The following is a 23,243-nucleotide window of genomic DNA, read 5'->3' as shown; positions in this document are numbered from 1 at the left end:
TGCGCGGTTTCAGGCCCGGTTTATCAAGCCATAGCGTGGCAACCAGTGCCGAAAAGGCGGGAAGCTGGTAAGAACGTGCTAAACTGTTAAGTAGCGCAACTTTCTTTACGGTCAATCTGCCGAGTGATAGATTGATCACGTTTCCAGCAATTATCTGCCCACTTTTTTACTTTTATAAGCGGCAGAGCGTGGAAACAGGGTGCTTAAACACTGGGACAATCAGGCGAAACGTCTTGTACCTCTACATTGAGACACTGAAACAGAGACTGGATGCAATTAACCAGCTGCGCGTTGATCGTGCGCTGGCTGCCATGGGACCCGCTTTCCAGCGCGTCTACAGTCTGCTGCCAACCTTATTACATTATCAACATCCGCAGATGCCGGGTTACCTTGAAGGTAGCGTTCCACATGGCATCAGCTTCTACACGCCTGATGAAAATCAGCGACAGCTGCTGGCCGATCTCACCGGCGACAGCGACCTGCGCCATGCCGATGCGCCGAAAGGCGAAATGCCGATCACCGCGATCTACTCTATGGGCAGTACCTCCTCGGTCGGCCAGAACAGCGTCTCGGATCTCGATATCTGGGTGTGCCATCAATCCTGGCTTGATAATGAAGAGCGGCTGAATCTGCAGCGTAAATGTACGCTGCTGCAGAAGTGGTGTGTCTCGATGGGCGTGGAAGTGAGTTTCTTCCTGATTGACGAGAACCGCTTCCGTCATAACGAAAGCGGCAGCCTGGGCGGTGAAGACTGCGGCTCCACACAACACATTTTACTGCTGGATGAGTTTTACCGTACCGCGGTTCGTATGGCGGGCAAACGCCTCCTGTGGAATATGGTGCCGGGCGAAGAAGAGCACCATTACGATGACTACGTGATGTCGCTGTACGCCAAAGGCGTGCTGACCCCCAATGAGTGGCTCGATCTGGGCGGCCTCGGCACGCTGTCGGCGGAAGAGTATTTCGGTGCCAGCCTGTGGCAGCTCTATAAAAGTATCGACTCGCCTTATAAAGCTGTACTGAAAACGCTGCTGCTGGAAGCCTACAGCTGGGAATACCCGAACACACAACTGCTGGCAATGGATATCAAACAGCGCCTGCACGACGGCGAAATCATCTGCTTTGGCCTCGATCCTTACTGCATGATGCTTGAGCGCGTGACGCACTACCTGACCAGCGTGGACGATCAGCCGCGCCTTGATCTGGTGCGTCGCTGCTTCTATCTCAAAGTATGTGAAAAGCTCAGCACCGAAGATCATCAGCAACGCACTGGCTGGCGTCGCGAGATTTTATCGCAGCTGGTTAAAGAGTGGGGCTGGAACGAAGAGAAGATCGCCATTCTGGACAACCGTGCCGGGTGGAAAATCGAGCGGGTGCGCGAAGCCCATAACGAATTACTGGATGCGATGATGCAGAGTTATCGCAACCTGATCCGCTTTGCCCGTCGCAACAACTTAAGCGTCAGCGCCAGTCCGCAGGATATCGGTGTATTGACCCGTAAACTGTATGCCGCGTTTGAAGCGCTGCCGGGCAAAGTGACGCTGGTGAATCCACAGATTTCGCCCGATCTCTCTGAACCGAATCTGACCTTTATTCATGTGCCGCCTGGCCGCGCCAACCGTTCCGGCTGGTATCTTTATAACCAGGCACCGGACATGGATTCGATCATCAGCCATCAGCCGCTGGAATATAACCGCTACCTGAACAAGCTGGTGGCCTGGGCGTGGTTCAATGGTCTGCTGACCCGTAAAACCCGGCTGCATATTAAAGGCAATGAGATTTGCGACCTGGCGCGCCTGCAGGAGCTGGTTAACGATGTTTCCAGCCACTTCCCGCTGCGTCTGCCTTCGCCGACGCCAAAAGCGCTCTACAGCCCGTGCGAAATCCGGCACCTCGCGATTATTGTTAACCTTGAGCACGATCCGACGGCGGCCTTCCGCAATCAGGTGGTGCACTTCGACTTCCGCAAGCTGGATGTCTTTAGCTTTGGTCAGCAGCAGCAGTGCCTGATTGGCAGCATCGATCTGCTCTATCGCAACTCCTGGAATGAAGTGCGCACGCTGCACTTTAGCGGTGAACAGGCGATGATCGAAGGGCTGAAAACCATTCTCGGCAAGATGCATCAGGATGCCGCACCCCCGGATACGGTGGAAGTGTTCTGCTACAGCCAGCATCTGCGCGGTCTGATTCGCACGCGCGTGCAACAGTTGGTCTCTGAATGCATTGAGCTGCGCCTCTCCAGCACACGTCAGGAGCCGGGCCGCTTCAAAGCGCTGCGCATGGCAGGCGAGACCTGGGGACTGTTCTTTGAACGCATGAGTGTCTCGGTGCAGAAGCTTGAAAACGCCGTGGAATTTTATGGCGCGATCTCCAACAACAAGCTGCATGGGTTGTCGATCAAAGTCGAAACGAATCAGACGCCGCTGCCACCGGTAGTGAACGGCTATGCCAGCGAAGGCATCATTCAGTTCTTCTTTGAAAACACCACGGATGAGCGCGGCTTCAACATCTATATCCTTGATGAGACCAATCGGGTTGAGGTCTATCATCACTGTGAAGGCAGCAAAGAGGAGCTGGTGCGCGACGTCAGCCGCTTCTACTCCTCATCGCACGATCGCTTCACCTATGGGTCGAGCTTTATCAACTTCAACCTGCCGCAGTTCTACCAGATTGTGAACACCGGTGATCGATTCCAGGTGATTCCATTCCGGAGTCAGACGCTGACGCAGCTCTGTACGACGCAGCCTGACAACGACAACAGCGACTATCAACCGCGCTATCAGGTGCATTGATGCTGACGGGCTGCCTGCGCTCTGCAGGTGGCCGCTATCTTCCTGGCCTGTCACCCGGTTCACGCTATTTGCGGGGATTTCCTGTTGCTTTTCCACCTTCAACTGCGATGATAAGCATCCAGGTAAAGGACATAAAGAGCATAAAGAATGAAGAAAGTAATAAGCCTGTTGGCCATGACACTGGCAGTAATCAGCCTTGCAGGTTGTGGTCTGAAAGGACCGCTCTACTTCCCGCCGAAGGACCAGCCGAAGAAACAACAAGCCCCAACCGACCGCCAGAAAGCGGATGCCTCTAAAGCCGATGTCGGCGGGCTGGTGACCGGCAATTCAGGCGTAAAAGCGAACTAATCTGATGGCTTATCCGGCGGAGCAAAAAATGCAGTTCTCCAAAATGCACGGTCTCGGCAACGATTTTATGGTTGTGGATGCAGTGACACAAAACGTCTTCTTCTCGCCGGAATTGATCCGCCGGCTGGCCGATCGTCATCTGGGGATCGGTTTTGATCAGCTGCTGATTGTTGAACCGCCTTACGATCCCGATCTCGATTTTCATTATCGAATTTTCAACGCTGACGGCAGTGAAGTGGCGCAGTGCGGCAACGGTGCACGCTGTTTTGCCCGCTTTGTTCAGCTGAAAGGGCTGACCAACAAAAGCGACATCCGGGTCAGTACCCAGAATGGCCGCATGGTGTTAACCGTGACGCCTGACGATCACGTGCGCGTGAACATGGGTGAGCCCAACTTTGAGCCTCAGCAGGTGCCGTTCCGCGCCAATAAAGCCGAGAATCTCTATCTGCTGCGCGTGGCCGAACAGACGGTGATGCTGGGTGCAGTGTCGATGGGGAATCCCCACTGCGTCATTCAGGTGGAAAGCGTTAAAACCGCGCAGGTTGAACTGCTGGGCCCGATTCTCGAGAGCCACGAGCGTTTCCCGGATCGCGTCAATGTCGGTTTTATGGAGATCATTAATCCCGAACATATCCGGCTGCGCGTCTACGAACGTGGAGCGGGTGAAACGCAGGCGTGCGGCAGCGGCGCCTGTGCTGCCGTTGCATGCGGCATTCAGCAGGGCATTCTGGCACCGAAAGTGCGTGTCGATCTGCCTGGCGGGACGCTGCATATCTCCTGGAAAGGTGCCGGTCAGCCGCTCTACATGACCGGGCCTGCGACACACGTCTACGATGGGTTTATTCATCTATGAAAAATATCGAAGAGCAGGCTGACAGTTCGGTTCTGCTGGACGATCAGGCCGTCAGTGATTATCTGCGGCAGAATCCCGATTTCTTTATCCGTAATGCCCGCGAAGTTGAACAGATGGCGGTGCCGCATCCGGTGCGCGGCAGCGTGTCACTGGTCGAGTGGCACATGGCGCGGCAACGCAACCACATCCAGCGGCTGGAAGAAGAGATCACCCTGCTGATGGAGCAGGCCAGCGCTAACCATGAGCTGTTTGATCGTCTGCTGTCGCTGGAAAGTCATCTGGCCGCGGCAGATTCGCTGCAGGATATGCTCAACCGTCTGCATCGCTGGGCGCGAGAGTTAGGCCTGGCGGGCGCCAATGTGCGGCTGTTCAGTGATAAATGGCTGCTGGGCGCGCCCTCCGATTTCTTCCAACTGAGCCTGTCGCGTCAGGCGTTTGAACCGCTGCGTATTCAGCGCTTCGGCAACCAGCATCATTATCTCGGTAATATCAATGGGCCGGAACTCCTGCTGCTGCTGCCGCAGGCCAAAGCAATTGGCTCGGTTGCGATGTCGCTGATGGGCGAAGAGGGCGATCTCGGCGTGCTGGTATTCAGCAGCCGTGACAGCCAGCACTATCAGTCGGGCATGGGAACGCTGCTGTTACAGCATCTTTCACAGATGATGCCTGGCCTGCTTTCCCGTTGGGTAGAGCGCGCATGAGCAGCGCGCTGCAGGAGGCGGTCGACGGATTTCTGCGCTACCTGAAAGTGGAGCGCCAGCTGAGTCCGTTAACCCAGAGCAGCTATGCGCGCCAGCTGACCGCGCTGGTTGCAATTGCTGATGAGATGAAGCTCGGCAGCTGGGCGCAACTGGAACCTGCGCAGGTGCGCAGCATGGCGGCGCGCAGTCGTCGCGCCGGACTCTCTGCCAGCAGCCTCGCGTTGCGTCTCTCCGCCCTGCGCAGTTTTCTCGACTGGCAGGTGAGCCAGGGGTTGCTCTCCGCTAATCCGGCCAAAGGGGTGATGACGCCACGTAAAGCGCGCCATCTGCCTAAGAATATTGATGTGGATGAAGTGAACCAGCTGCTGGAGATCGACCTTAACGATCCGCTGGCGGTGCGCGACCGCGCAATGCTGGAAGTGATGTATGGCGGCGGGCTGCGTCTCTCCGAGCTGGTGAATATGGATTGCCGCCACGTCGACCTCGATTCCGGCGAAGTGTGGGTCGTGGGTAAGGGCAGTAAAGAGCGCCGGGTGCCGATTGGCCGCACGGCGGTCACCTGGATCCAGCACTGGCTGCCGCTGCGTGAAACCTTTGGCGGCCAGGATGATGCACTGTTTCTGTCGACGCGAGGCAACCGCATCTCGCCCCGCAACGTGCAGAAACGCTTTGCCGAATGGGGCATCAGACAGGGTGTGGCGAGCCATATCCATCCGCATAAGCTGCGACACTCTTTTGCCACGCATCTGCTGGAGTCCAGCGGCGACCTGCGTGCCGTGCAGGAGTTACTGGGTCATGCGAACCTCTCGACTACCCAGATCTACACCCATCTCGACTTCCAGCATCTGGCTTCGGTGTATGACGCTGCGCATCCCCGCGCCAAACGAGGAAAGAACGAATGAAGTTTTATCGTCCGCTGTCGGCCATAAAAGCCATGACCTTCGATCTTGATGACACGCTCTACGATAACTATCCAGTAATCCGTCGCACCACGCTGGAGTCTCACGCTGCTTTGCAGGCTTTTCATCCGGCGCTGCGTGACTTCACGCCGCAGGATTATCAGCAGTTGCGCGATCAACTGCTGCAGCGCGAGCCTGAGATCTATCATGACGTTTCAGAGTGGCGACGCCGTTCGGTAGAGCTGGCGATGCTGAATATCGGCCTCTCTGCTGCGGAAGCGACCGCGGGCGCGGCAGAGGTCATGGCGGTGTTCCATCAGTGGCGGAGTCAGGTCGAGATGCCGGACGAGACGCATCAAACGCTGAAGGCGCTGGCGGAAAAAATCCCGCTGGTGGCGGTAACCAATGGCAACGCCAGCCCGGAAAAAATGGGCATCGCTGAATATTTCCGCTTCACGTTGCGGGCCGGACCTGACGGGCGCGCTAAGCCGTGGCAGGATATGTATCAGCTTGCCGCGCAACGCCTTGATATTGCGCCACAACACATTCTGCATGTGGGCGACGACCTGACTACCGATGTCGCCGGCTCACTGCGCTGCGGCATGCAGGCCTGCTGGGTTAACCTGCGGCAGGGCAACCTGATGCATATCCCGGATGCGCGCCTGTTGCCGCATGTCGAAATTTCGCGGTTGGCATCACTCACCTCACTGCTATAATGGCTGTAAATTTATCCAGTCGTCTCCCTTTTTTCTGCCAGGCCGCTGTGCTTTATCCGGCGTCCGTGGCGCAGCCTGACTGGCCGCGACAATGCCTTACGGCAGGCGCAGTAAACAGCGCGGCGACGGCGTTTTTCTCTGGTAAACGGTGCTTATGGACGTTTCTGAACTGCTCGACGGTTTGAATGACAATCAGCGCGCGGCCGTTGCGGCTCCGCGCAGTAACCTGCTGGTGCTGGCAGGCGCGGGCAGTGGTAAAACGCGGGTGCTGGTGCATCGCATTGCCTGGCTGATGTCAGTCGAGAACTGCTCACCTTATTCGATCATGGCGGTGACCTTTACCAACAAAGCGGCAGCAGAGATGCGTCACCGTATCGAACATCTGATCGGCACCAGTCAGGGCGGGATGTGGATCGGGACTTTCCACGGTCTGGCGCATCGCTTACTGCGTGCCCACCATCTTGACGCCGGTCTGCCGCAGGATTTTCAGATCCTCGACAGTGAAGACCAGCTGCGTCTGCTCAAGCGCCTGATCAAATCGATGAACCTTGATGACAAGCAGTGGCCTGCGCGCCAGGGCATGTGGTACATCAACGGCAAAAAAGATGAAGGCCTGCGGCCAAAGCACATTGAAAGTTATGGCAATCCGATTGAGCAGACCTGGCTGCGCATTTATCAGGCTTATCAGGAAGCCTGTGACCGCGCCGGTTTGGTCGACTTCGCCGAGCTGCTGCTGCGCGCTCATGAGCTCTGGCTCAACAAGCCGCATATCCTGAATCACTACCGCGAACGCTTTACCAACGTGCTGGTGGATGAGTTTCAGGATACCAACAACATTCAGTATGCCTGGATTCGGATGCTGGCGGGTGACAGCGGCCGTGTGATCATCGTGGGGGATGATGATCAGTCGATCTACGGCTGGCGCGGTGCGCAGGTTGAGAATATTCAGCGCTTTCTGCAGGATTTTCCTGGCGCGGAAACGATCCGTCTGGAGCAGAACTATCGCTCAACCAATAATATCCTGAAAGCGGCCAACGCCCTGATCGCCAACAACAATGGCCGTCTGGGTAAAGAGCTCTGGACCGAAGGCAGCGATGGCGAACCGATCTCTATCTACTGCGCTTTTAATGAGCTGGATGAAGCACGCTTCGTGGTCAACCGCATCAAGGTCTGGATGGAGAACGGCGGTGCGCTCAACGACTGCGCCATTCTCTATCGCAGCAACGCCCAGTCGCGTGTGCTGGAAGAGGCGCTGCTGCAGAGCAGCATGCCGTACCGTATTTATGGCGGCATGCGCTTCTTTGAACGCCAGGAGATCAAAGATGCGCTCTCCTATCTGCGTCTGATGGCGAACCGCAATGACGACGCCGCCTTTGAGCGCGTGGTGAATACCCCGACGCGCGGCGTGGGCGATCGCACGCTCGACGTGGTGCGTCAGACGGCGCGTGAACGTCAGATGACGCTGTGGCAGGCTACGCGCGAACTGCTACAAAGTCGCGCACTGGCTGGCCGCGCCGCGTCTGCACTGCAACGCTTCTGTGAGCTGGTCGATTCACTGGCTACCGAAACTGCCGAATTACCGCTGCATGTTCAGACCGACCGGGTTATCAAAGACTCTGGCCTGTGGCTGATGTATGAGCAGGAAAAAGGCGAAAAGGGTCAGGCGCGTATCGAAAACCTTGAGGAGCTGGTGACGGCAACCCGTCAGTTCAGCTATCAGGATGAAGATGAAGATCTGATGCCGCTGCAGGCCTTCTTATCCCACGCGGCGCTGGAAGCGGGCGAAGGTCAGGCAGATAAATGGCAGGATGCGGTTCAGCTGATGACGTTGCACTCAGCAAAAGGGCTGGAGTTCAGCCAGGTCTTTATCGTCGGCATGGAAGAGGGCATGTTCCCAAGCCAGATGTCGCTGGATGAAGGCGGGCGGCTGGAAGAGGAGCGTCGTCTGGCGTATGTCGGTGTGACCCGCGCGATGCTCAAGCTGACGCTGACCTACGCTGAAACCCGCCGACTCTATGGTAAGGAAGTGTATCACCGGCCTTCCCGTTTTATCGGCGAACTGCCCGAGACCTGCATCGAAGAAGTGCGTCTGCGCGCCAGCGTCAGCCGTCCGGTCAACCATCAGCGTATGGGTGCCCCGGTGACCAAAAATGACAGTGGATTCGCGCTGGGCCAGCGTGTTCATCACGCAAAATTTGGCGAAGGCACCATCATTAATCTGGAAGGCAGCGGTGAGCACAGTCGCCTGCAGGTGGCGTTTCAGGGTCAGGGAATCAAGTGGCTGGTGGCGGCTTACGCGAAGCTGGAAACGCTTTAGCACGCGGTTGACGGCTTTTTCGTCTCAGCGTAACATGCGCCCACTATTATCATGAGAGGACAATGCCTTGGACACGCCCAGTCGATGCTGGCTCAATGACCTGGATATCAGGCATAACATCTAAGGCTACCTCTTTACGCGGGTAGCCTTAGCGGTTATCAGCGACCTCCCTTTTTGATTCCGTCGCGCGAGTCAGCACTGATTTATCTTTGAAACTCTGTTTCCGTGTTCAGGCTGCCTGTTCCCTTTAAAGGAACGGCGGACCGCTTTGTCCCATTTAGTCTGCAATGGGGAGTATTGCTATGCTGAGCGCATTTAAACTGGATCACAGCCGCCTGACGCGACTGGAGCTGGAAGACGAAACCGACAAACTGACCAACTCTGTCTGGGTCGATCTGATCGAGCCGGAAGAGGGCGAGCGTGACCGGGTGCAAACGGAGCTGGGCCAGAGCCTGGCAACACGGCCAGAGCTGGAAGATATCGAGGCCTCGGCACGCTTCTTCGAAGATGAAGATGGTCTGCATATCCACTCCTTCTTCTTCTATGAAGATGCTGACGATCATGCCGGTAACTCTACCGTGGCGTTCACCATTCGTGAAGGCCGACTCTACACGCTGCGCGAACGTGAACTGCCCGCTTTCCGCCTCTATCGTATGCGCGCCCGTAACCAGACCCTGATCGATGGCAATGCCTTTGAGCTGCTGCTCGACCTGTTTGAAACCAAAATCGAACAGCTGGCGGATGAAATCGAGAACATCTATAGCGCACTGGAGAAACTGAGCCGGGTGATCATGGAAGGTCAGCAGGGCGAAGAGTACGATCAGGCGCTGTCGCGGCTCGCCGAACTGGAAGATATCGGCTGGAAGGTGCGTCTCTGTCTGATGGATACCCAGCGCGCCCTGAATTTCCTGGTGCGTAAAGCGCGTCTTCCGGGTAATCAGCTGGAGCAGGCGCGGGAAATTCTGCGCGATATCGAATCGCTGCTGCCGCATAACGAATCGCTGTTCCAGAAGGTCAACTTCCTGATGCAGGCGGCCATGGGCTTTATCAACATTGAGCAGAACCGCATCATCAAGATCTTCTCAGTGGTTTCCGTGGTGTTTCTGCCGCCGACGCTGGTGGCCTCCAGCTATGGGATGAACTTTGAGTTTATGCCGGAACTGAAGTGGAGCTTTGGTTATCCGGCCGCGATCGGCCTGATGATTCTGGCCGGACTGGCGCCTTATCTCTATTTCAAACGTAAAAACTGGCTTTAAAATAAGAACGGGCCATCTGAGATGGCCCGTTCTGCTGGCTCCTGTCCCCATTTCTGCGTAATCTTACCCTCCTGTTTTTACAAATTATTAACTTTTTATGGACGCTTTTTCGTTGCGCGCGCAGTGGACGCTACTGCTGCTGATCTCGGTACTACTGGGCGCGGTGCTGCATTATTTTCATGTACCCGCCGCGCTGCTACTGGGACCGATGATTGTAGGTGTGGTGATGGGCCTGTCAGGAGCCACACTGCGAATTGATAAACGATTCTTCCTGCTTGCTCAGGCGGTGCTGGGTTGCATGATTGCGCAGAGCCTGTCGCCTTCGATTCTGACACCGCTGGTTCAGGAGTGGCCAATCGTGCTGGCGGTGCTGCTGCTGACGCTGGCCGCCAGCGGCCTGTCGGGTTTTCTGCTGGTTCGCTTCAGTCATCTGCCTGGCCCGACCGGCGCATGGGGCTCGTCACCGGGCGGTGCTTCGGCAATGGTAGCAATGGCGGGGGACTTTGGCGCTGACGTGAGACTGGTGGCGTTTATGCAGTATCTGCGGGTACTGTTTGTCGCCTCGGCGGCCGCGCTGGTCGCGCGCATCGGGCTGGGCGATGAAGCGCACAGCGTTTCGCTGCTCTGGTTTCCCGTGCTGAATTATGGCTTTGCGATTACGCTGATGGTGATGCTGGCCGGCGCGTGGCTGGGGACACGACTGCGCATTCCTTCTGGCGCGCTGCTGCTGCCCGCGCTGGCGGGGGCGGTACTGAACAGCAGCCATATCGCAGTGTTACAGGTGCCGGAGTGGCTACTGGCCGTGGCCTATGCGCTGATTGGCTGGAGCGTGGGATTGCGTTTCACTCGCCCGATCTTTCTGCTGGCACTGCGCACGCTGCCGCAGATGCTGGCCTCAATCTTCGGGCTGATGCTGTTGTGTGGCGGGCTGGCGTGGATATTGACGCGCATGCTGGATATCGATCTGATGACGGCCTATCTCGCCACCAGTCCAGGCGGGCTGGACACAGTGGCGATTATTGCTGCGGGAACCCAGGTCAACATGGCATTTGTGATGGCGATGCAGACGTTGCGTCTCTTTACCATCCTGTTGACCGGCCCGGCTTTAGCGCGCTTTATTTCACGCTATGCGCGCGCGCGAACGGAATGAAAACGCTACCGCATCGCAGACAAACACCAGCAGCGCCAGCCAGATAAAGCCGAAGGTTACCATCTTGTCTGGCGTGATGGTTTCACCGTAAAACACCACCGCCAGCACAAACATCAGCGTCGGGCCGAGATACTGAAAGAAACCGACCGTAGAGAGGCGCAGCCGGCTGCAGGCCGCCGCAAACAGCATCAGTGGAATGGTGGTCACAATGCCCGCTGCGATCAGCTTCAGGTTGAGACTCAGCGGGTTCGCCGATAAATGACTGGTGGCGCTGTCGGCAAAGCCAAACAGATAAATGGCTGCCAGCGGAAACAGCCACAGGGTCTCAATCAGCATGCCGCTCTGTGCATCGACCTGGATCTTTTTGCGCATCAGACCATAAACGGCAAAGCTCAGGGCCAGCCCCAGCGCGATAACTGGCAACGATCCAAACTGCCACAGCTGCACCAGCACGCCGACGGTGGCCAGCAGCACGGCGAGCCATTGCAGGCGGCGAAACCGTTCGCGCAAAAACAGCATGCCGAAGACCACGTTGATCAGCGGGTTAATAAAGTAGCCCAGGCTGGCTTCCAGCATATGCTGATTGTTGACTGCCCAGATAAACAGCAGCCAGTTGCCGCCGATAGTCACGGCCGTCAGCGCCAGCAGCAACACTTTTTTAGGCTGACGCAGCACGCCGCGCACGCCGGGCCAGCTTCGGCTCAGGGTAATCAGCAACACCATAAAAAGTGCCGACCAGATTACCCGGTGCGTCATGATTTCTGTGGCGGGAACCTGTTTGACCAGCTTGAAATAGGCGGGCGCAATGCCCCAGATAAAGTAGGCGCCCAGTGCAAAGCCAATGCCCTGGCGGGTTTGTTGCGTATCCATATGCGATCCATTCAGTGGCATAGTTAGCCGATAAGATAGGTGGCGGTAGCCGTGGCGATGTAATCGCCCTGTTGATTATGCAGTTCCACGCGTGCCACGGCGACTTTGTTACCGGCACGCAGCAGGCTGCTGGTGGCGGTGAAGCGTTCGCCGCGTCCGGGACGCAGATAGTCAACGCGCATATCGATGGTGCCCATACGTGACAAACGCTGGCGCAGATCCGCTTCGCTGATGCTCTCCTGACGGGTTAACGCATTGCTGACGCAGACCATCCCCGCTGCCACATCGAGTACCGACGCAATAACACCACCATGCAGAATCTGCTGGGCCTGGTTGCCCACCAGCATGGTTTTGTTATTGAAGCTGATCTCTGCGTAGTCTGCGTCAAGGCGCATCAGCTCCAGGCCTAACGCCTGATTAAATGGCATGTGATAAACAAAAATTTCGCCGACCAGCTGGCGAGCGTCCTGCGGTGTCAGCACGGGTGATGACATGATGATGTGTCCTGAAAAAATCGGGCCAGAGGGGCGCGGAACATGAATGAGTTGTGTATTCTATGCCGCCTGCGAGGGTGTTTCCAGTTTAAGAAAACAGCACTCATGCTCGCTGCCATTTGCGTGTAGAATGGCCTGCTTTTTACAACACCCTTTCAGTTATTCTGATACGCAGCTGTTCACCGGAGAATTTTATGCGTAAGCATCGCGCCTTGCTGGCGGCAATGTTGATATTTCCTGCGCTGGCGCAGGCGGATGAAGCCCGGATTAAAGAGGTTCATGACGCGCCACAGGTTCAGGGCAGCATTATTGCTAACCTGCTGGAGAAGCATGATAACCCGTTTGTTCTCTATCCTTACGAGAACAACTATCTGCTCTACACCTATACCAGCGACCTCAATAAAGAGGCGATCTCCTCCTATAACTGGGGTGAAAACGCTCGCAAAGATGAAGTGAAATTCCAGCTCAGCCTGGCGTTTCCGCTGTGGCGCGGTATTCTGGGCGACAACTCGGTGCTGGCAGCCTCTTACACCCAGCGTTCCTGGTGGCAGCTGTCAAATAGTGCTGAGTCATCACCTTTCCGTGAGACCAACTATGAGCCGCAGATTTTTCTGGGCTGGGCGACCGACTACTCGCTGGGTGGCTGGACGCTGCGTGATGTCGAACTGGGTCTGAATCACCAATCTAATGGACGAAGTGACCCGACTTCACGCAGCTGGAACCGTGTCTATGCGCGTCTGATGGCGGAGAACGGTAACTTCCTGGCGGAAATCAAACCCTGGTATCGTATCCCTGAAGGGGCGAGCAGCGATGATAATCCCGACATCACCAAATATATGGGTTACTACCGCACCCGGCTGGGCTATAAGTTCGGCGACAGTATCTTCAGCGTAGAGGGCAACTATAACTGGAACAGCGGTTATGGCGGCGCGACAATGGGCTGGAGCTACCCTATCAGTGAACACGTCCGCTTCTATACTCAGGTGTTTAGCGGCTACGGTGAATCACTGATCGATTACAACCATCGCCAGACACGTCTGGGTGTGGGTGTAACGCTTAACGACTTGTTCTAATCCCTAACGTAAGACAGGAATCGCGTGGCAACCTCGGCAGTTCTTAATCAGGAAACGCTGGCGCAGCAGGTATTGCAGGACACCTTCGGCTACCAGCAGTTTCGTCCCGGTCAGCAGACGATCATTAATCAGGCGCTGAGCGGGCGCGACTGTCTGGTGGTGATGCCCACTGGCGGCGGTAAATCGCTCTGTTATCAGATTCCGGCGCTGGTGCGCGAAGGGCTGACACTGGTGGTGTCGCCGCTGATCTCGCTGATGAAAGATCAGGTCGATCAGTTGCTGGCGAACGGCGTGGCGGCAGCCTATCTCAACTCCACCATGACGCGCGAGCAGCAGCAGACGGTGATGGCTGACTGTCGTACCGGCCGGGTTAAGCTGCTCTACATCGCCCCTGAACGCCTGATGATGGATAACTTCCTGGACAGTCTGGCGCACTGGCAACCGGCGATGCTGGCGGTGGATGAGGCGCACTGTATTTCACAGTGGGGCCACGATTTCCGTCCGGAATATGGTGCACTCGGGAAGATGCGTCAGCGCTTCCCGGAATTACCGGTCATGGCATTGACGGCGACGGCGGACGAAACCACCCGCAACGACATCGTTAATCTGCTGCACATGCAGGATCCGCTGATTCAGATCAGCAGCTTTGACCGCCCCAATATTCGCTACACGCTGGTGGAAAAATTCAAACCCACCGATCAGCTGCTGCGCTACGTTCAGGATCAGCGCGGCAAATGCGGCATTATCTACTGCAACAGTCGGGCGAAGGTGGAAGACACCGCCGCGCGACTGCAAAGCCGTGGATTCAGCGTCGGGGCGTATCATGCCGGAATCGACAGCGAACAGCGTGCCCGCGTGCAGGAAGCGTTCCAGCGTGACGATCTGCAAATCGTAGTGGCAACTGTGGCTTTTGGCATGGGCATCAACAAGCCCAACGTCCGTTTTGTGGTCCACTTTGATATTCCGCGCAACATCGAATCCTATTATCAGGAAACCGGACGAGCCGGACGTGATGGTCTGCCCGCCGAAGCGATGATGCTTTACGACCCGGCCGATATGGCCTGGCTGCGTAAATGCCTGGAAGAAAAAGTGCCCGGGCCGCTGCAGGATATTGAGCGCCACAAGCTCAACGCGATGGGCGCGTTTGCTGAAGCGCAGACCTGCCGCCGCCTGGTGCTGCTGAATTACTTTGGCGAGGGTCGCCAGCAGCCGTGTGACAACTGCGATATCTGCCTTGATCCGCCAAAACGGTATGACGGCCTGGTTGAAGCGCAAAAAGCGCTTTCCGGCATCTATCGCGTGGGCCAGCGGTTCGGCATGGGCTATATCGTTGAGGTGCTACGCGGGTCCAACAACCAGCGTATCCGTGAGCAGGGCCATGACAAGCTGCCGGTCTATGGACTGGGCAAAGATCAGAGCCACGAACACTGGGTCAGCGTGTTACGTCAGTTAATCCATCTGGGGCTGGTAACGCAGAACATCGCTATGCATTCGGCTTTGCAACTGACCGAAGCAGCACGACCGGTGCTGCGCGGTGAAGTGCCACTGATGCTGGCGGTGCCGCGTTTAATTACCGCGAAAACAAAGAGCAGCGGTCCGGCGAAGTTTCACGGTGGTAACTACGATCGCAAACTGTTCGCCAAACTGCGTAAGCTGCGAAAAGCAATCGCAGATGAAGAGAATATTCCGCCTTACGTGGTGTTCAATGACGCCACACTGATAGAGATGGCAGAACAGATGCCGGTCAGCGCGTCCGAGATGCTTAGCGTTAACGGCGTGGGTCACCGCAAACTGGAGCGCTTTGGCAAACCCTTCCTGGTGATGATCAAAGAGCATCTTGATGATGAAGAGTAAAGGACACTAATCATGCTGATGTTATTCGCAACCGTGACGCTGGTACATCTGGTGGCGCTGATGAGCCCCGGCCCCGACTTCTTTTTTGTCTCACAGACCGCCGCCAGCCGATCGCGCAAGGAGGCGATGATGGGTGTGCTGGGCATTACCCTGGGTATTGTGGTCTGGGCAGGCGTGGCGCTGATGGGCCTGCATCTGATCCTGGAAAAAATGGCGTGGCTGCATCAGATTATTATGGTTGGCGGTGGCCTCTATCTGCTCTGGATGGGCTGGCAACTGATGCGCTCGGCGCGTCAGCGTCATAGGCAGCCGCAGCAGGATGAGCCGGTGGTAGAGCTGCCGAAACGCGGCATGAGCTTTCTCAAGGGCCTGCTGACCAACCTGTCGAATCCTAAAGCGATTATCTACTTCGGCAGCGTCTTCTCGCTATTTGTGGGTGATGATGTCGGCTCAGCAGAGCGCTGGGGTCTGTTCCTGCTGATTGTCGGTGAAACCTTTGCCTGGTTTACCCTGGTGGCGGCTATCTTTGCGCTGCCATGGATCCGCGCGAAGTATCAGCGGCTGGCGAAGTGGGTGGATGGTATGGCTGGCGTGCTGTTCGCCGGTTTTGGTATCCACCTGATTATTTCGCGTTAAGCCCTTATGCCGGAGGGCGCGCTGCGCATCCGGCAGTCATTTCACCTCCTGCCGCTCCCTCTCAATCTGCACCCGATGATGCCTCTCTGTTGCAACTGCAGATAAATAGTCACCATTCGTTAATTAATGAAACCATCACCTCCGGTATGGTCGTGCCAACGGACTATTTTTTCATGGAGATGATAATGCGAGTAAAACCCCTGTTGCTGTTTTTCATCACCGCCTGTATCAGCGCCTGCGCCTCGCCTGATGCTGCCCATTACCGTGCCCCTGACCCGGCGAAAGTAGAGAGTGTCCCGGCTATTCTGGCGCAGATACCTCCGGCGTCAGAGCAGCCGCAGGGCGAGAGGATTAGCCAGATTTCCGCCGCGTTTCTCGGTACGCCCTACCAGGCCGATACGCTGATCGGATCGCCCGATACGCCGGAAGCGCTGGTGATCAATTTCAACGGTGTGGATTGCTTTACACTGCTTGATTACGTCCAGGCGCTAAGCCGCAGCCACGACCGCGCCAGCTTTGAGGCCAGCCTGATTCGGACCCGCTACGCTGGCGGTGAGGTCAGCTACCTGCAGCGTCGCCACTTTTTTACCGACTGGTCTGCCGTTAGCCCACGCAATGCCGATGACGTAACCAGCACCCTTAGTCCGAATGCGGTAACGGTAGTGAAGCAACTGAATGGTCAGGCCAGCGGAAAAGAAAGGCTGCCCGGTCTGGGTGTGATTCCTCGCCGCATTACCTATATTCCGGCCCGGGCAATCACACCAAAGGTGCTGAAGCAGATCCAGACTGGCGATTACATTGGGGTTTACACGCCCGCTCAGGGGCTGGATGTCTCGCATGCCGGGATTGCCGTCCGGCATGATGGGAAATGGTGGTTCAGGAACGCTTCATCACTGGCCGCTAATCGCAAAGTTGTCGATGTGCCGTTCAGGGAATATATGCAGTCGAAGTCGGGCATCATTGTATTACGTGCGGTGCCGCTGACTGCGCCTTAATGGTGCCCGGGAAGAAGGGGTTAAACAGGGAGTGTTCGCGCCGACCTCAGTGTGTCGGCGCGAAAAGTGTTAAGCGATTTTTCTGGCGCTGGCCAGCAGTGCGCCCACCGCCATAAACAGTCCACCAAAAATGCGGTTCATTAACTTCATCTGCTTTGGCCCTTTAATCCAGCCAGCAATGTGTGTGGCCAGCGTTGCGTAGCCAATCATTACGATGATATCGACCACCACCGTGGTCACACCCAGCACCAGATACTGCATAAACAGCGGCTGATGTGGCTGGATAAACTGCGGGAACAGGGCAGCCAGAAAGACGATGCTTTTCGGGTTGGTCAGGTTAACCAGCACGGCGCGTTTGAACAGGCGACGACGCGGCATCGCTTTGGCGACCGCATCAAGATCGATGCCACCTGCTGAGCGCCACTGCTGAATACCCAGCCAGACCAGATAGGCCGCACCGGCCCACTTCAGGATTTCAAACGCCAGCAGCGACTGAGAAAACAGCGCACCCAGTCCGATGCCGACCAGCACGATGTGCAGCGCCAGGCCAACCTGCAAACCCGTGATCGAGGCTACCGTGCCGCGATAGCCATGGCTGATACCGGTACTCATGGTATTGATTGCGCCGGAACCGGGCGACAGGCTGAGAATTGTGGTGGTAAGCAGGTAGGTCAGCCACCATTCGATGGTCATGGGTCAGGCTCTCTTTAGTCGCGGATTTGTGACACAATACGCCAGAAATAAGCGCGGCGCTATGGCATGCGCAGGGCATTCAGGACTCTGTACCCGGTCATCAGGAGGGCGAATGAATCAACACAAAGCCAGTTGGCTGCGACGAGAAAAAGCCTTTGCTGCCTTCGCCACCGGGCCGCTGCTCGATTTCTGGCACAGTCGTGAGGAGCTAGAGTTTACCGGCGTGGGTAATCTGACACTGCGCTATGTCCGCTTCACATCGCCGCAACATAAGCGTGTGATCCTGATTGTGCCGGGACGCATCGAGAGTTACATAAAATATCCTGAGCTGGCGTACGATCTGTTTCACTGCGGATTTGATGTGGTGATCCTCGATCATCGCGGTCAGGGGCGTTCCGATCGCCTGCTGGAAGATTCACACCGTGGTCACGTGGCGGAATTTACGCATTACGTGGACGATCTTGAAACGCTCTATCTGAAAGAGATTGTCAGCGGTCACTACCAGCAGCGATATGCGCTGGCTCACTCAATGGGTGGCGCAATTTTAACGCTGTTTCTGGCGCGTCAGCCGCAGGCATTTCATGCAGTGGCGCTGGTGGCACCCATGTTTGGCATCGCCTTACCGCTGCCCTCTTTTCTGGCCCATCGGATCCTGGACTGGGCGGAGAAACGTCCAGCCTTACGCGATGGCTATGCGCTCGGCACCGGACGCTGGCGCGCGCATCCGTTTGGCATTAACCGGCTGACCCATAGCGCCGAGCGTTACCGGCGTAACCTGCGTTTTTATGCGGACGATCCGGCGATTCGTGTGGGTGGGCCGACCTACCATTGGGTACGTGAAGGCATCCATGCGGGGCGCAACATCATCAGTCAGGCTGATAAGATCACGACGCCGCTGCTGTTGTTACAGGCCAGCGATGATCGGGTGGTCGACAATCGTTCGCAGGACCTGTTTTGTGCCGCGATGGCTGCTGCGGGTTATCCGTGTGAAGGTAATAAACCACGGGTGATCGACGGCGCGCGTCACGAGATCCTGTTTGAAAAAGATGAGATGCGTGCCGAAGCACTCAATGCAGTGGTCGACTTTTTTTCATCGCATCACTGACGTTATTTATCCGACCGGTAAAAACCGGCAGAACCAGATACCCGAGGTTTTCATGTATCACATCGTTGCATCCGATCTGGATGGCACGCTGCTTTCTCCCGAACATCGCCTGACCCCTTTTGCACGTGAAACGCTGCAGCAGCTGGTCGCTAAGGATATTCACTTTGTCTTCGCCACCGGTCGTCATCATATCGATGTCGGACAGATGCGCGACAGCCTGGCGATTCCGGCCTATATGATTACCTCAAACGGTGCGCGCGTGCACAATGCAGAGGGCGAGCTGGTGTTCAGTCATAATCTGGATGAGGATATCGCCAGCGACCTGTTTGGCCTGCAATATCATCACAGCGATATTCTGACCCACGTTTACCGCGACGATGAGTGGTTTGTCAGCCGTTCAAGTCCGGCTGAGCAGGACTATTTCCGCGAGTCCGTGTTCAACTATCAGGTCTACGAGCCAGGTCTGCTGCCAACCAGCAACATCAGCAAGGTCTTTTTCACCTGCGAAAACCCTGAGCATCTGATCCCCATGGAGCAGGCAATTGAAGCGCGCTGGGGCGATCGGGTTAACGTCAGTTTCTCGCTGCCAACCTGTCTGGAAGTCATGGCGGGCGGCGTGTCGAAAGGCCATGCGCTGGAAGCGGTTGCGAAAACGCTGGGCCATTCACTGGAAAGCTGCATTGCCTTCGGCGACGGTATGAATGATGTGGAGATGCTGAGCATGGCAGGTAAGGGCTATATCATGCAGAACGCCCATCAACGGTTGAAAGATACGCTGCCGGAGCTGGATGTGATCGGTTCAAATGCTGATGATGCGGTGCCGCAGACGTTGCGCACGCTCTATCTGGCTTAAGCCGTTAGCGTAAAAAGGGCCGGTATCCGGCCCTTTTTTATTGCCGTCAGGCAGGGGTCTTTTTGTGATTGTGTTCGCTGACCATAGTCAGTAACAGCAGAATAACCGCCAGCACACAGCCCGCAATCATCACCATGAAGCCGCCATCCCAGCCGAAGTAATCGACGGTGTAACCGACAATGGCGCTGGCCGCGACCGAACCGCCGAGGTAGCCGAACAGGCCGGTGAAGCCCGCCGCTGTCCCCGCCGCTTTTTTCGGTGCCAGTTCCAGCGCATGCAGACCAATCAGCATCACCGGACCGTAGATCAGGAAGCCAATCACGATCATGCAGGCCATGTCGACGCCAGGATTGCCCGCGGGGTTGAGCCAGTAGATCACGGTCGCGATGGTCACCAGCGTCATAAAGAACACCCCGGTCGCACCGCGATTACCGCGAAACACTTTGTCCGACATCCAGCCACACAGCAGCGTTCCCGGAATCCCCGCATATTCATAGAGGAAGTAGGCCCACGACGACTTATCCAGCGTGAAGTGTTTGACTTCGCGCAGATAGGTTGGTGACCAGTCGAGGATGCCGTAGCGCAGCAGATAGACAAACACGTTGGCCAGCGCGATGTACCACAGCAGCTTGTTCGGCAGCACATACTTCATGAAGATCTGTTTTGCCGTCAGCTCCTCTTCGTGACTGGCATCGTAGTCGGGCGGATAGTCGTTTTTGTACTCTTCAATCGGTGGCAGACCACAGGATTGCGGCGTGTCGCGCATTAGCGCAAAGGCCAGAATCGCAATGGCAATCGCGCCAAACGCGGGCATGTAAAGTGCCGCTTTCCAGTCGTTGAACCACGCCATACCGAGCAGGAACAGCAGAGGCGGAATACCGCCGCCCACGTTATGCGCACAGTTCCAGACCGAGACAATCCTTCCTCGCTCCTTCTGCGACCACCAGTGAACCATGGTTCGTCCACACGGAGGCCAGCCCATGCCCTGGAACCAGCCGCAGATAAACAGCAGCACAAACATCACCATGATGCTGGAGGTCGCCCAGGGGACGAATCCCATGATCAGCATCACAGCTGCGGCCAGAATCAGGCCTGCCGGTAAGAAGACGCGCGGGTTTGAGCGGTCAGAGACCGATCCCATGATGAATTTTGAAAAGCCGTAGGCAATGGAGATGCCGGACAGGGCAAAACCGAGATCGCCACGTGAAAAACCCTGCTCCACCAGATAGGGCATGGCGAGTGCGAAGTTTTTTCTGACCAGATAGTAGGCGGCGTAACCAAAGAAGATCCCGATGAAAATTTGCCAGCGCAGACGACGGTAGAGCGGATCAACGTGATCCTCCGCCACCTGAGGCTGACGTGGTGCAGGTTTAAAAATGCTCAGCATCAGTGAGGCCCTCCAGGGCACATTATGGTTTTTAATTCCCGGCAGGTTGGAGCAGGAAAGTGCAGAACAAAATGGATGCATAATGTTCCATTTCGCGCAAAGAATAGTGTTAGTTGCGCAACGTTACTGTGATGAATGACACATTTGTTACAGTTTTATTACAATGAGGAGCGGAAGCGATCATCTGATGGATCATTTCGCGCATTTTATGTGGCTGAAAACCTATTCTTTCGACTTTTATGTCAGGAAGTGTAAGCAGGCTGTCCGGGAGGCTTTTTAATTGCCTGGTTTATAATCAGATGTCAACCAGATTTCACAGCCTGACGGCGGCACATTGTTTACACTGACGGCCTGTTAATTTCGGGGTCGTCGCCGTGTTTTTATTGATTATTACCACCATTCTGTGGGCATTTTCGTTCAGCCTGATTGGCGAATATCTCGCTGGCCAGGTGGATAGCTGGTTCTCTGTGCTGATGCGGCTGGCGCTGGCTGCGCTGGTGTTTTTGCCTTTCCTGCGCTGGCGTGGTCATCGCCTTTCAACGCTGCTGCTTTATATGCTGGTGGGGATGCTGCAACTGGGGGTGATGTATCTGCTGAGCTTCGAAGCCTATCTCTACCTTAGCGTGTCAGAATTCCTGCTGTTTACGGTGATGACGCCGCTTTATGTGACGCTGATTTACGATCTGATCAGCCGTCGTCCACTGCGCATAGGCTATATCTTCAGTGCGCTGCTGGCGGTGGCTGGCGCGGCCATTATTCGCTATGACAAAGTCAGCGATCATTTCTGGTTCGGTCTGCTGTTAGTGCAACTGGCAAACATCTGCTTCGCGGCTGGCATGGTGGGCTATAAACGTCTGCAGGAGACCCGTCCCATGCCACAGCATACGGCCTTCTCATGGTTCTACCTGGGGGCGGTGTTGATTGCGGTGATCGCCTGGTGTGCCTGGGGCAATCCGCAGAAATTGCCGACCACCTCATTGCAGTGGGGCATTCTGGTCTGGCTGGGCGTTGCGGCTTCCGGTCTCGGCTATTTTATGTGGAACTACGGTGCGACGCAGGTTGATGCCGGTACGCTGGGCATTATGAATAACATGCACGTGCCTGCCGGGCTGCTGGTGAATCTGGCTATCTGGCAGGAAAAACCGCACTGGCCGAGCTTTATTGCGGGCGCGCTGGTGATTCTTGCCTCGCTGTGGGTGCATAAGCGCTGGGTGGTGGGGCGCGGTGACCTGTCATAAACAGGCCTGTTGCATGGGTGCGGCCTCCCGGGCTGGCGCGTCCGATCGCGAAGGAATCTCACATCCCTGTGGATCGGCCGGGCCATTCCTGGCCCGGACGCTTCGCTCTTCAGACGCGCCAGCCCTGGAGACTTAACAGCATCATCGCAGTAGAACCAGGGGCTCAGAGCGAATATGAAGGAGGGGATGGGTCGCTGAAACGTAGAGCATTCGCGATGGAGCTGGCGTATGCGATCGCGAAGGAATCTTACAGGATGGTTCAGAAATGCCCCCGGCGCTTTTTCCCCCTGCGACGAACGCTCCACCGATGACCCGCTTTCACTCCCCAGAGCTGGCCTGGTGTTGCTGATTAAAAAGCCATGAAGAAGCTTGAGGGAAGAGGTGGCGCAACTGAGGAGCAAAGCGTCCGAGCCAGGGATGGCGAGGCCGTGCTGCATGGATGCAGGCTTTCTTTGCGATCAGATGCGCCACTTCTGACCACGCAGGTACCCGAAGCGATCAGCCACAGACGTTAAGCAGGCTTCTCACTCTTAGGGCGCTGAATCATCGCCAGCCCTTTCAGGAAGTTACGCAGAATCTGATCGCCGCATTCGCGGTAGTTCTTATGATCAGGTTTGCGGAAAATCGCACCAATCTCAGCCTGTGAAACGGTAAAATTCACGCGCTTCAGTACATCAGGAATGTCGGTGGTTTTCAGATCAAAAGCGATACGCAGCTTTCTCATGAAGATGTTATTGGTCATCTTGCGCTCAATCGACGGCGCGGGCGCATCTTCACTTTTGCCGCGACGGTAGAAGATCAGGCCATTCAGGAAATAACCCATCAGCACATCGGGGCAGGGACGGAACGCAGCATCGTCATCTTTTTTCAGCCACGCCTGAATATCCGCCAGCGGCACGTCACATTGTGCCAGCGCAAAAATCTCCACCATTTTGGCATCGCTCAGGTTGAGCATGTAGCGCACGCTGCGCAGAATATCATTGTTAGTCATGGTGAGATCTTCTCATGGTCAG

At 56.2% G+C, this 23,243-nt stretch carries 22 protein-coding genes; 17 read left to right on the top strand and 5 right to left on the bottom strand.

What is annotated here, in order from left to right; translation table 11 throughout:
* Positions 1-233 precede the first annotated feature (233 nt).
* The 10 genes from ACTJKZ_RS20490 to ACTJKZ_RS20445 all read left to right on the top strand — a co-directional run bounded on the left by ACTJKZ_RS20490 (position 234) and on the right by ACTJKZ_RS20445 (position 11,032).
* Positions 234-2,792, top strand: coding sequence for a class I adenylate cyclase (locus tag ACTJKZ_RS20490; protein WP_161733899.1), 2,559 nt, complete (start codon positions 234-236; stop codon positions 2,790-2,792).
* A 147-nt stretch (positions 2,793-2,939) separates the two neighbouring features.
* Positions 2,940-3,140: an LPS translocon maturation chaperone LptM gene (lptM, locus tag ACTJKZ_RS20485; protein ID WP_010257328.1), complete on the top strand. Its 201-nt coding sequence runs from the start codon at positions 2,940-2,942 to the stop codon at positions 3,138-3,140.
* A gap of 28 nt (positions 3,141-3,168) precedes the next feature.
* A complete protein-coding gene (dapF, locus tag ACTJKZ_RS20480) occupies positions 3,169-3,993 on the top strand; it encodes a diaminopimelate epimerase (protein WP_033734938.1) in 825 nt (274 codons plus the stop codon).
* On the top strand, positions 3,990-4,694 hold the full coding sequence (locus tag ACTJKZ_RS20475) for a DUF484 domain-containing protein (RefSeq protein ID WP_013359688.1): 705 nt from the start codon (positions 3,990-3,992) through the stop codon (positions 4,692-4,694). The genes dapF and ACTJKZ_RS20475 overlap by 4 nt, the downstream gene beginning before the upstream one ends.
* Positions 4,691-5,596 (top strand): tyrosine recombinase XerC, encoded by a 906-nt coding sequence (xerC, locus tag ACTJKZ_RS20470; protein WP_161733901.1) that lies wholly within the window; start codon positions 4,691-4,693, stop codon positions 5,594-5,596. Before ACTJKZ_RS20475 ends, xerC begins: the two co-directional genes overlap by 4 nt.
* Positions 5,593-6,309, top strand: coding sequence for a 5-amino-6-(5-phospho-D-ribitylamino)uracil phosphatase YigB (gene yigB / locus ACTJKZ_RS20465; protein WP_161733903.1), 717 nt, complete (start codon positions 5,593-5,595; stop codon positions 6,307-6,309). The genes xerC and yigB overlap by 4 nt, the downstream gene beginning before the upstream one ends.
* Positions 6,310-6,463: 154 nt before the next feature.
* On the top strand, positions 6,464-8,626 hold the full coding sequence (gene uvrD / locus ACTJKZ_RS20460) for a DNA helicase II (protein WP_033734817.1): 2,163 nt from the start codon (positions 6,464-6,466) through the stop codon (positions 8,624-8,626).
* A gap of 67 nt (positions 8,627-8,693) precedes the next feature.
* Positions 8,694-8,750, top strand: coding sequence for a YsgD/CorL family protein (gene ysgD, locus ACTJKZ_RS20455; protein WP_352230973.1), 57 nt, complete (start codon positions 8,694-8,696; stop codon positions 8,748-8,750).
* Positions 8,751-8,928: 178 nt separating this feature from the next.
* Positions 8,929-9,882 carry a magnesium/cobalt transporter CorA gene (gene corA / locus ACTJKZ_RS20450; protein WP_161733905.1) on the top strand — a complete coding sequence of 318 codons (954 nt, stop codon included), beginning with the start codon at positions 8,929-8,931 and terminating at the stop codon, positions 9,880-9,882.
* A gap of 97 nt (positions 9,883-9,979) precedes the next feature.
* Positions 9,980-11,032, top strand: coding sequence for an AbrB family transcriptional regulator (locus tag ACTJKZ_RS20445; RefSeq protein WP_260060168.1), 1,053 nt, complete (start codon positions 9,980-9,982; stop codon positions 11,030-11,032).
* Here ACTJKZ_RS20445 and rarD read toward each other — a convergent pair.
* Together rarD and ACTJKZ_RS20435 are read right to left on the bottom strand one after the other, a co-directional pair.
* Positions 11,003-11,902 carry an EamA family transporter RarD gene (gene rarD, locus ACTJKZ_RS20440; RefSeq protein WP_222924753.1) on the bottom strand — a complete coding sequence of 300 codons (900 nt, stop codon included), beginning with the start codon at positions 11,900-11,902 and terminating at the stop codon, positions 11,003-11,005. The genes ACTJKZ_RS20445 and rarD overlap by 30 nt on opposite strands.
* 23 nt (positions 11,903-11,925) lie before the next feature.
* A complete protein-coding gene (locus ACTJKZ_RS20435; RefSeq protein ID WP_013359695.1) occupies positions 11,926-12,396 on the bottom strand; it encodes a thioesterase family protein in 471 nt (156 codons plus the stop codon).
* A gap of 194 nt (positions 12,397-12,590) precedes the next feature.
* Here ACTJKZ_RS20435 and pldA point away from each other — a divergent pair, with 194 nt between their 5' ends.
* The 4 genes from pldA to ACTJKZ_RS20415 all read left to right on the top strand — a co-directional run bounded on the left by pldA (position 12,591) and on the right by ACTJKZ_RS20415 (position 16,954).
* On the top strand, positions 12,591-13,469 hold the full coding sequence (pldA, locus tag ACTJKZ_RS20430; RefSeq protein ID WP_061061281.1) for a phospholipase A: 879 nt from the start codon (positions 12,591-12,593) through the stop codon (positions 13,467-13,469).
* A gap of 24 nt (positions 13,470-13,493) precedes the next feature.
* Positions 13,494-15,323: an ATP-dependent DNA helicase RecQ gene (gene recQ / locus ACTJKZ_RS20425; protein ID WP_161733911.1), complete on the top strand. Its 1,830-nt coding sequence runs from the start codon at positions 13,494-13,496 to the stop codon at positions 15,321-15,323.
* A 12-nt stretch (positions 15,324-15,335) separates the two neighbouring features.
* Entirely contained in the window at positions 15,336-15,959 is a 624-nt protein-coding gene (gene rhtC, locus ACTJKZ_RS20420; RefSeq protein WP_440829995.1) for a threonine export protein RhtC, read from the top strand.
* Between the two features lie 185 nt (positions 15,960-16,144).
* Entirely contained in the window at positions 16,145-16,954 is an 810-nt protein-coding gene (locus ACTJKZ_RS20415; protein WP_440829994.1) for a DUF1460 domain-containing protein, read from the top strand.
* A 69-nt stretch (positions 16,955-17,023) separates the two neighbouring features.
* Here the strand turns inward: ACTJKZ_RS20415 and rhtB are convergent, their stop codons facing one another.
* Positions 17,024-17,647 (bottom strand): homoserine/homoserine lactone efflux protein, encoded by a 624-nt coding sequence (gene rhtB / locus ACTJKZ_RS20410; protein WP_161733913.1) that lies wholly within the window; start codon positions 17,645-17,647, stop codon positions 17,024-17,026.
* 112 nt (positions 17,648-17,759) lie between these two features.
* Between rhtB and pldB the strand changes: the two genes are divergently transcribed.
* Both pldB and yigL read left to right on the top strand, forming a co-directional pair.
* Positions 17,760-18,752, top strand: coding sequence for a lysophospholipase L2 (pldB, locus tag ACTJKZ_RS20405; protein WP_440829993.1), 993 nt, complete (start codon positions 17,760-17,762; stop codon positions 18,750-18,752).
* A 52-nt stretch (positions 18,753-18,804) separates the two neighbouring features.
* Complete coding sequence (gene yigL, locus ACTJKZ_RS20400) at positions 18,805-19,605, top strand: sugar/pyridoxal phosphate phosphatase YigL (RefSeq protein WP_033784698.1); 801 nt, start codon at positions 18,805-18,807, stop codon at positions 19,603-19,605.
* 46 nt (positions 19,606-19,651) lie between these two features.
* Here yigL and glpT read toward each other — a convergent pair whose 3' ends face one another.
* A complete protein-coding gene (gene glpT / locus ACTJKZ_RS20395) occupies positions 19,652-20,992 on the bottom strand; it encodes a glycerol-3-phosphate transporter (RefSeq protein WP_161733917.1) in 1,341 nt (446 codons plus the stop codon).
* A gap of 374 nt (positions 20,993-21,366) precedes the next feature.
* On the opposite strand from glpT, the gene ACTJKZ_RS20390 reads away from it, so the two are divergent.
* The gene (locus ACTJKZ_RS20390) at positions 21,367-22,230 is read left to right on the top strand and encodes a carboxylate/amino acid/amine transporter (RefSeq protein ID WP_222924749.1); all 864 of its coding nucleotides are present in this window, start codon (positions 21,367-21,369) and stop codon (positions 22,228-22,230) included.
* 511 nt (positions 22,231-22,741) lie between these two features.
* Here the strand turns inward: ACTJKZ_RS20390 and ACTJKZ_RS20385 are convergent.
* Entirely contained in the window at positions 22,742-23,221 is a 480-nt protein-coding gene (locus ACTJKZ_RS20385) for a DUF1456 family protein (protein WP_010257278.1), read from the bottom strand.
* Positions 23,222-23,243: the final 22 nt, after the last annotated feature.

Source organism: Pantoea sp. 22096, from assembly GCF_052045955.1.
In the GTDB taxonomy this organism is placed as follows: domain Bacteria; phylum Pseudomonadota; class Gammaproteobacteria; order Enterobacterales; family Enterobacteriaceae; genus Pantoea; species Pantoea alfalfae.
This window is presented reverse-complemented; position numbering and strand designations above follow the sequence as displayed.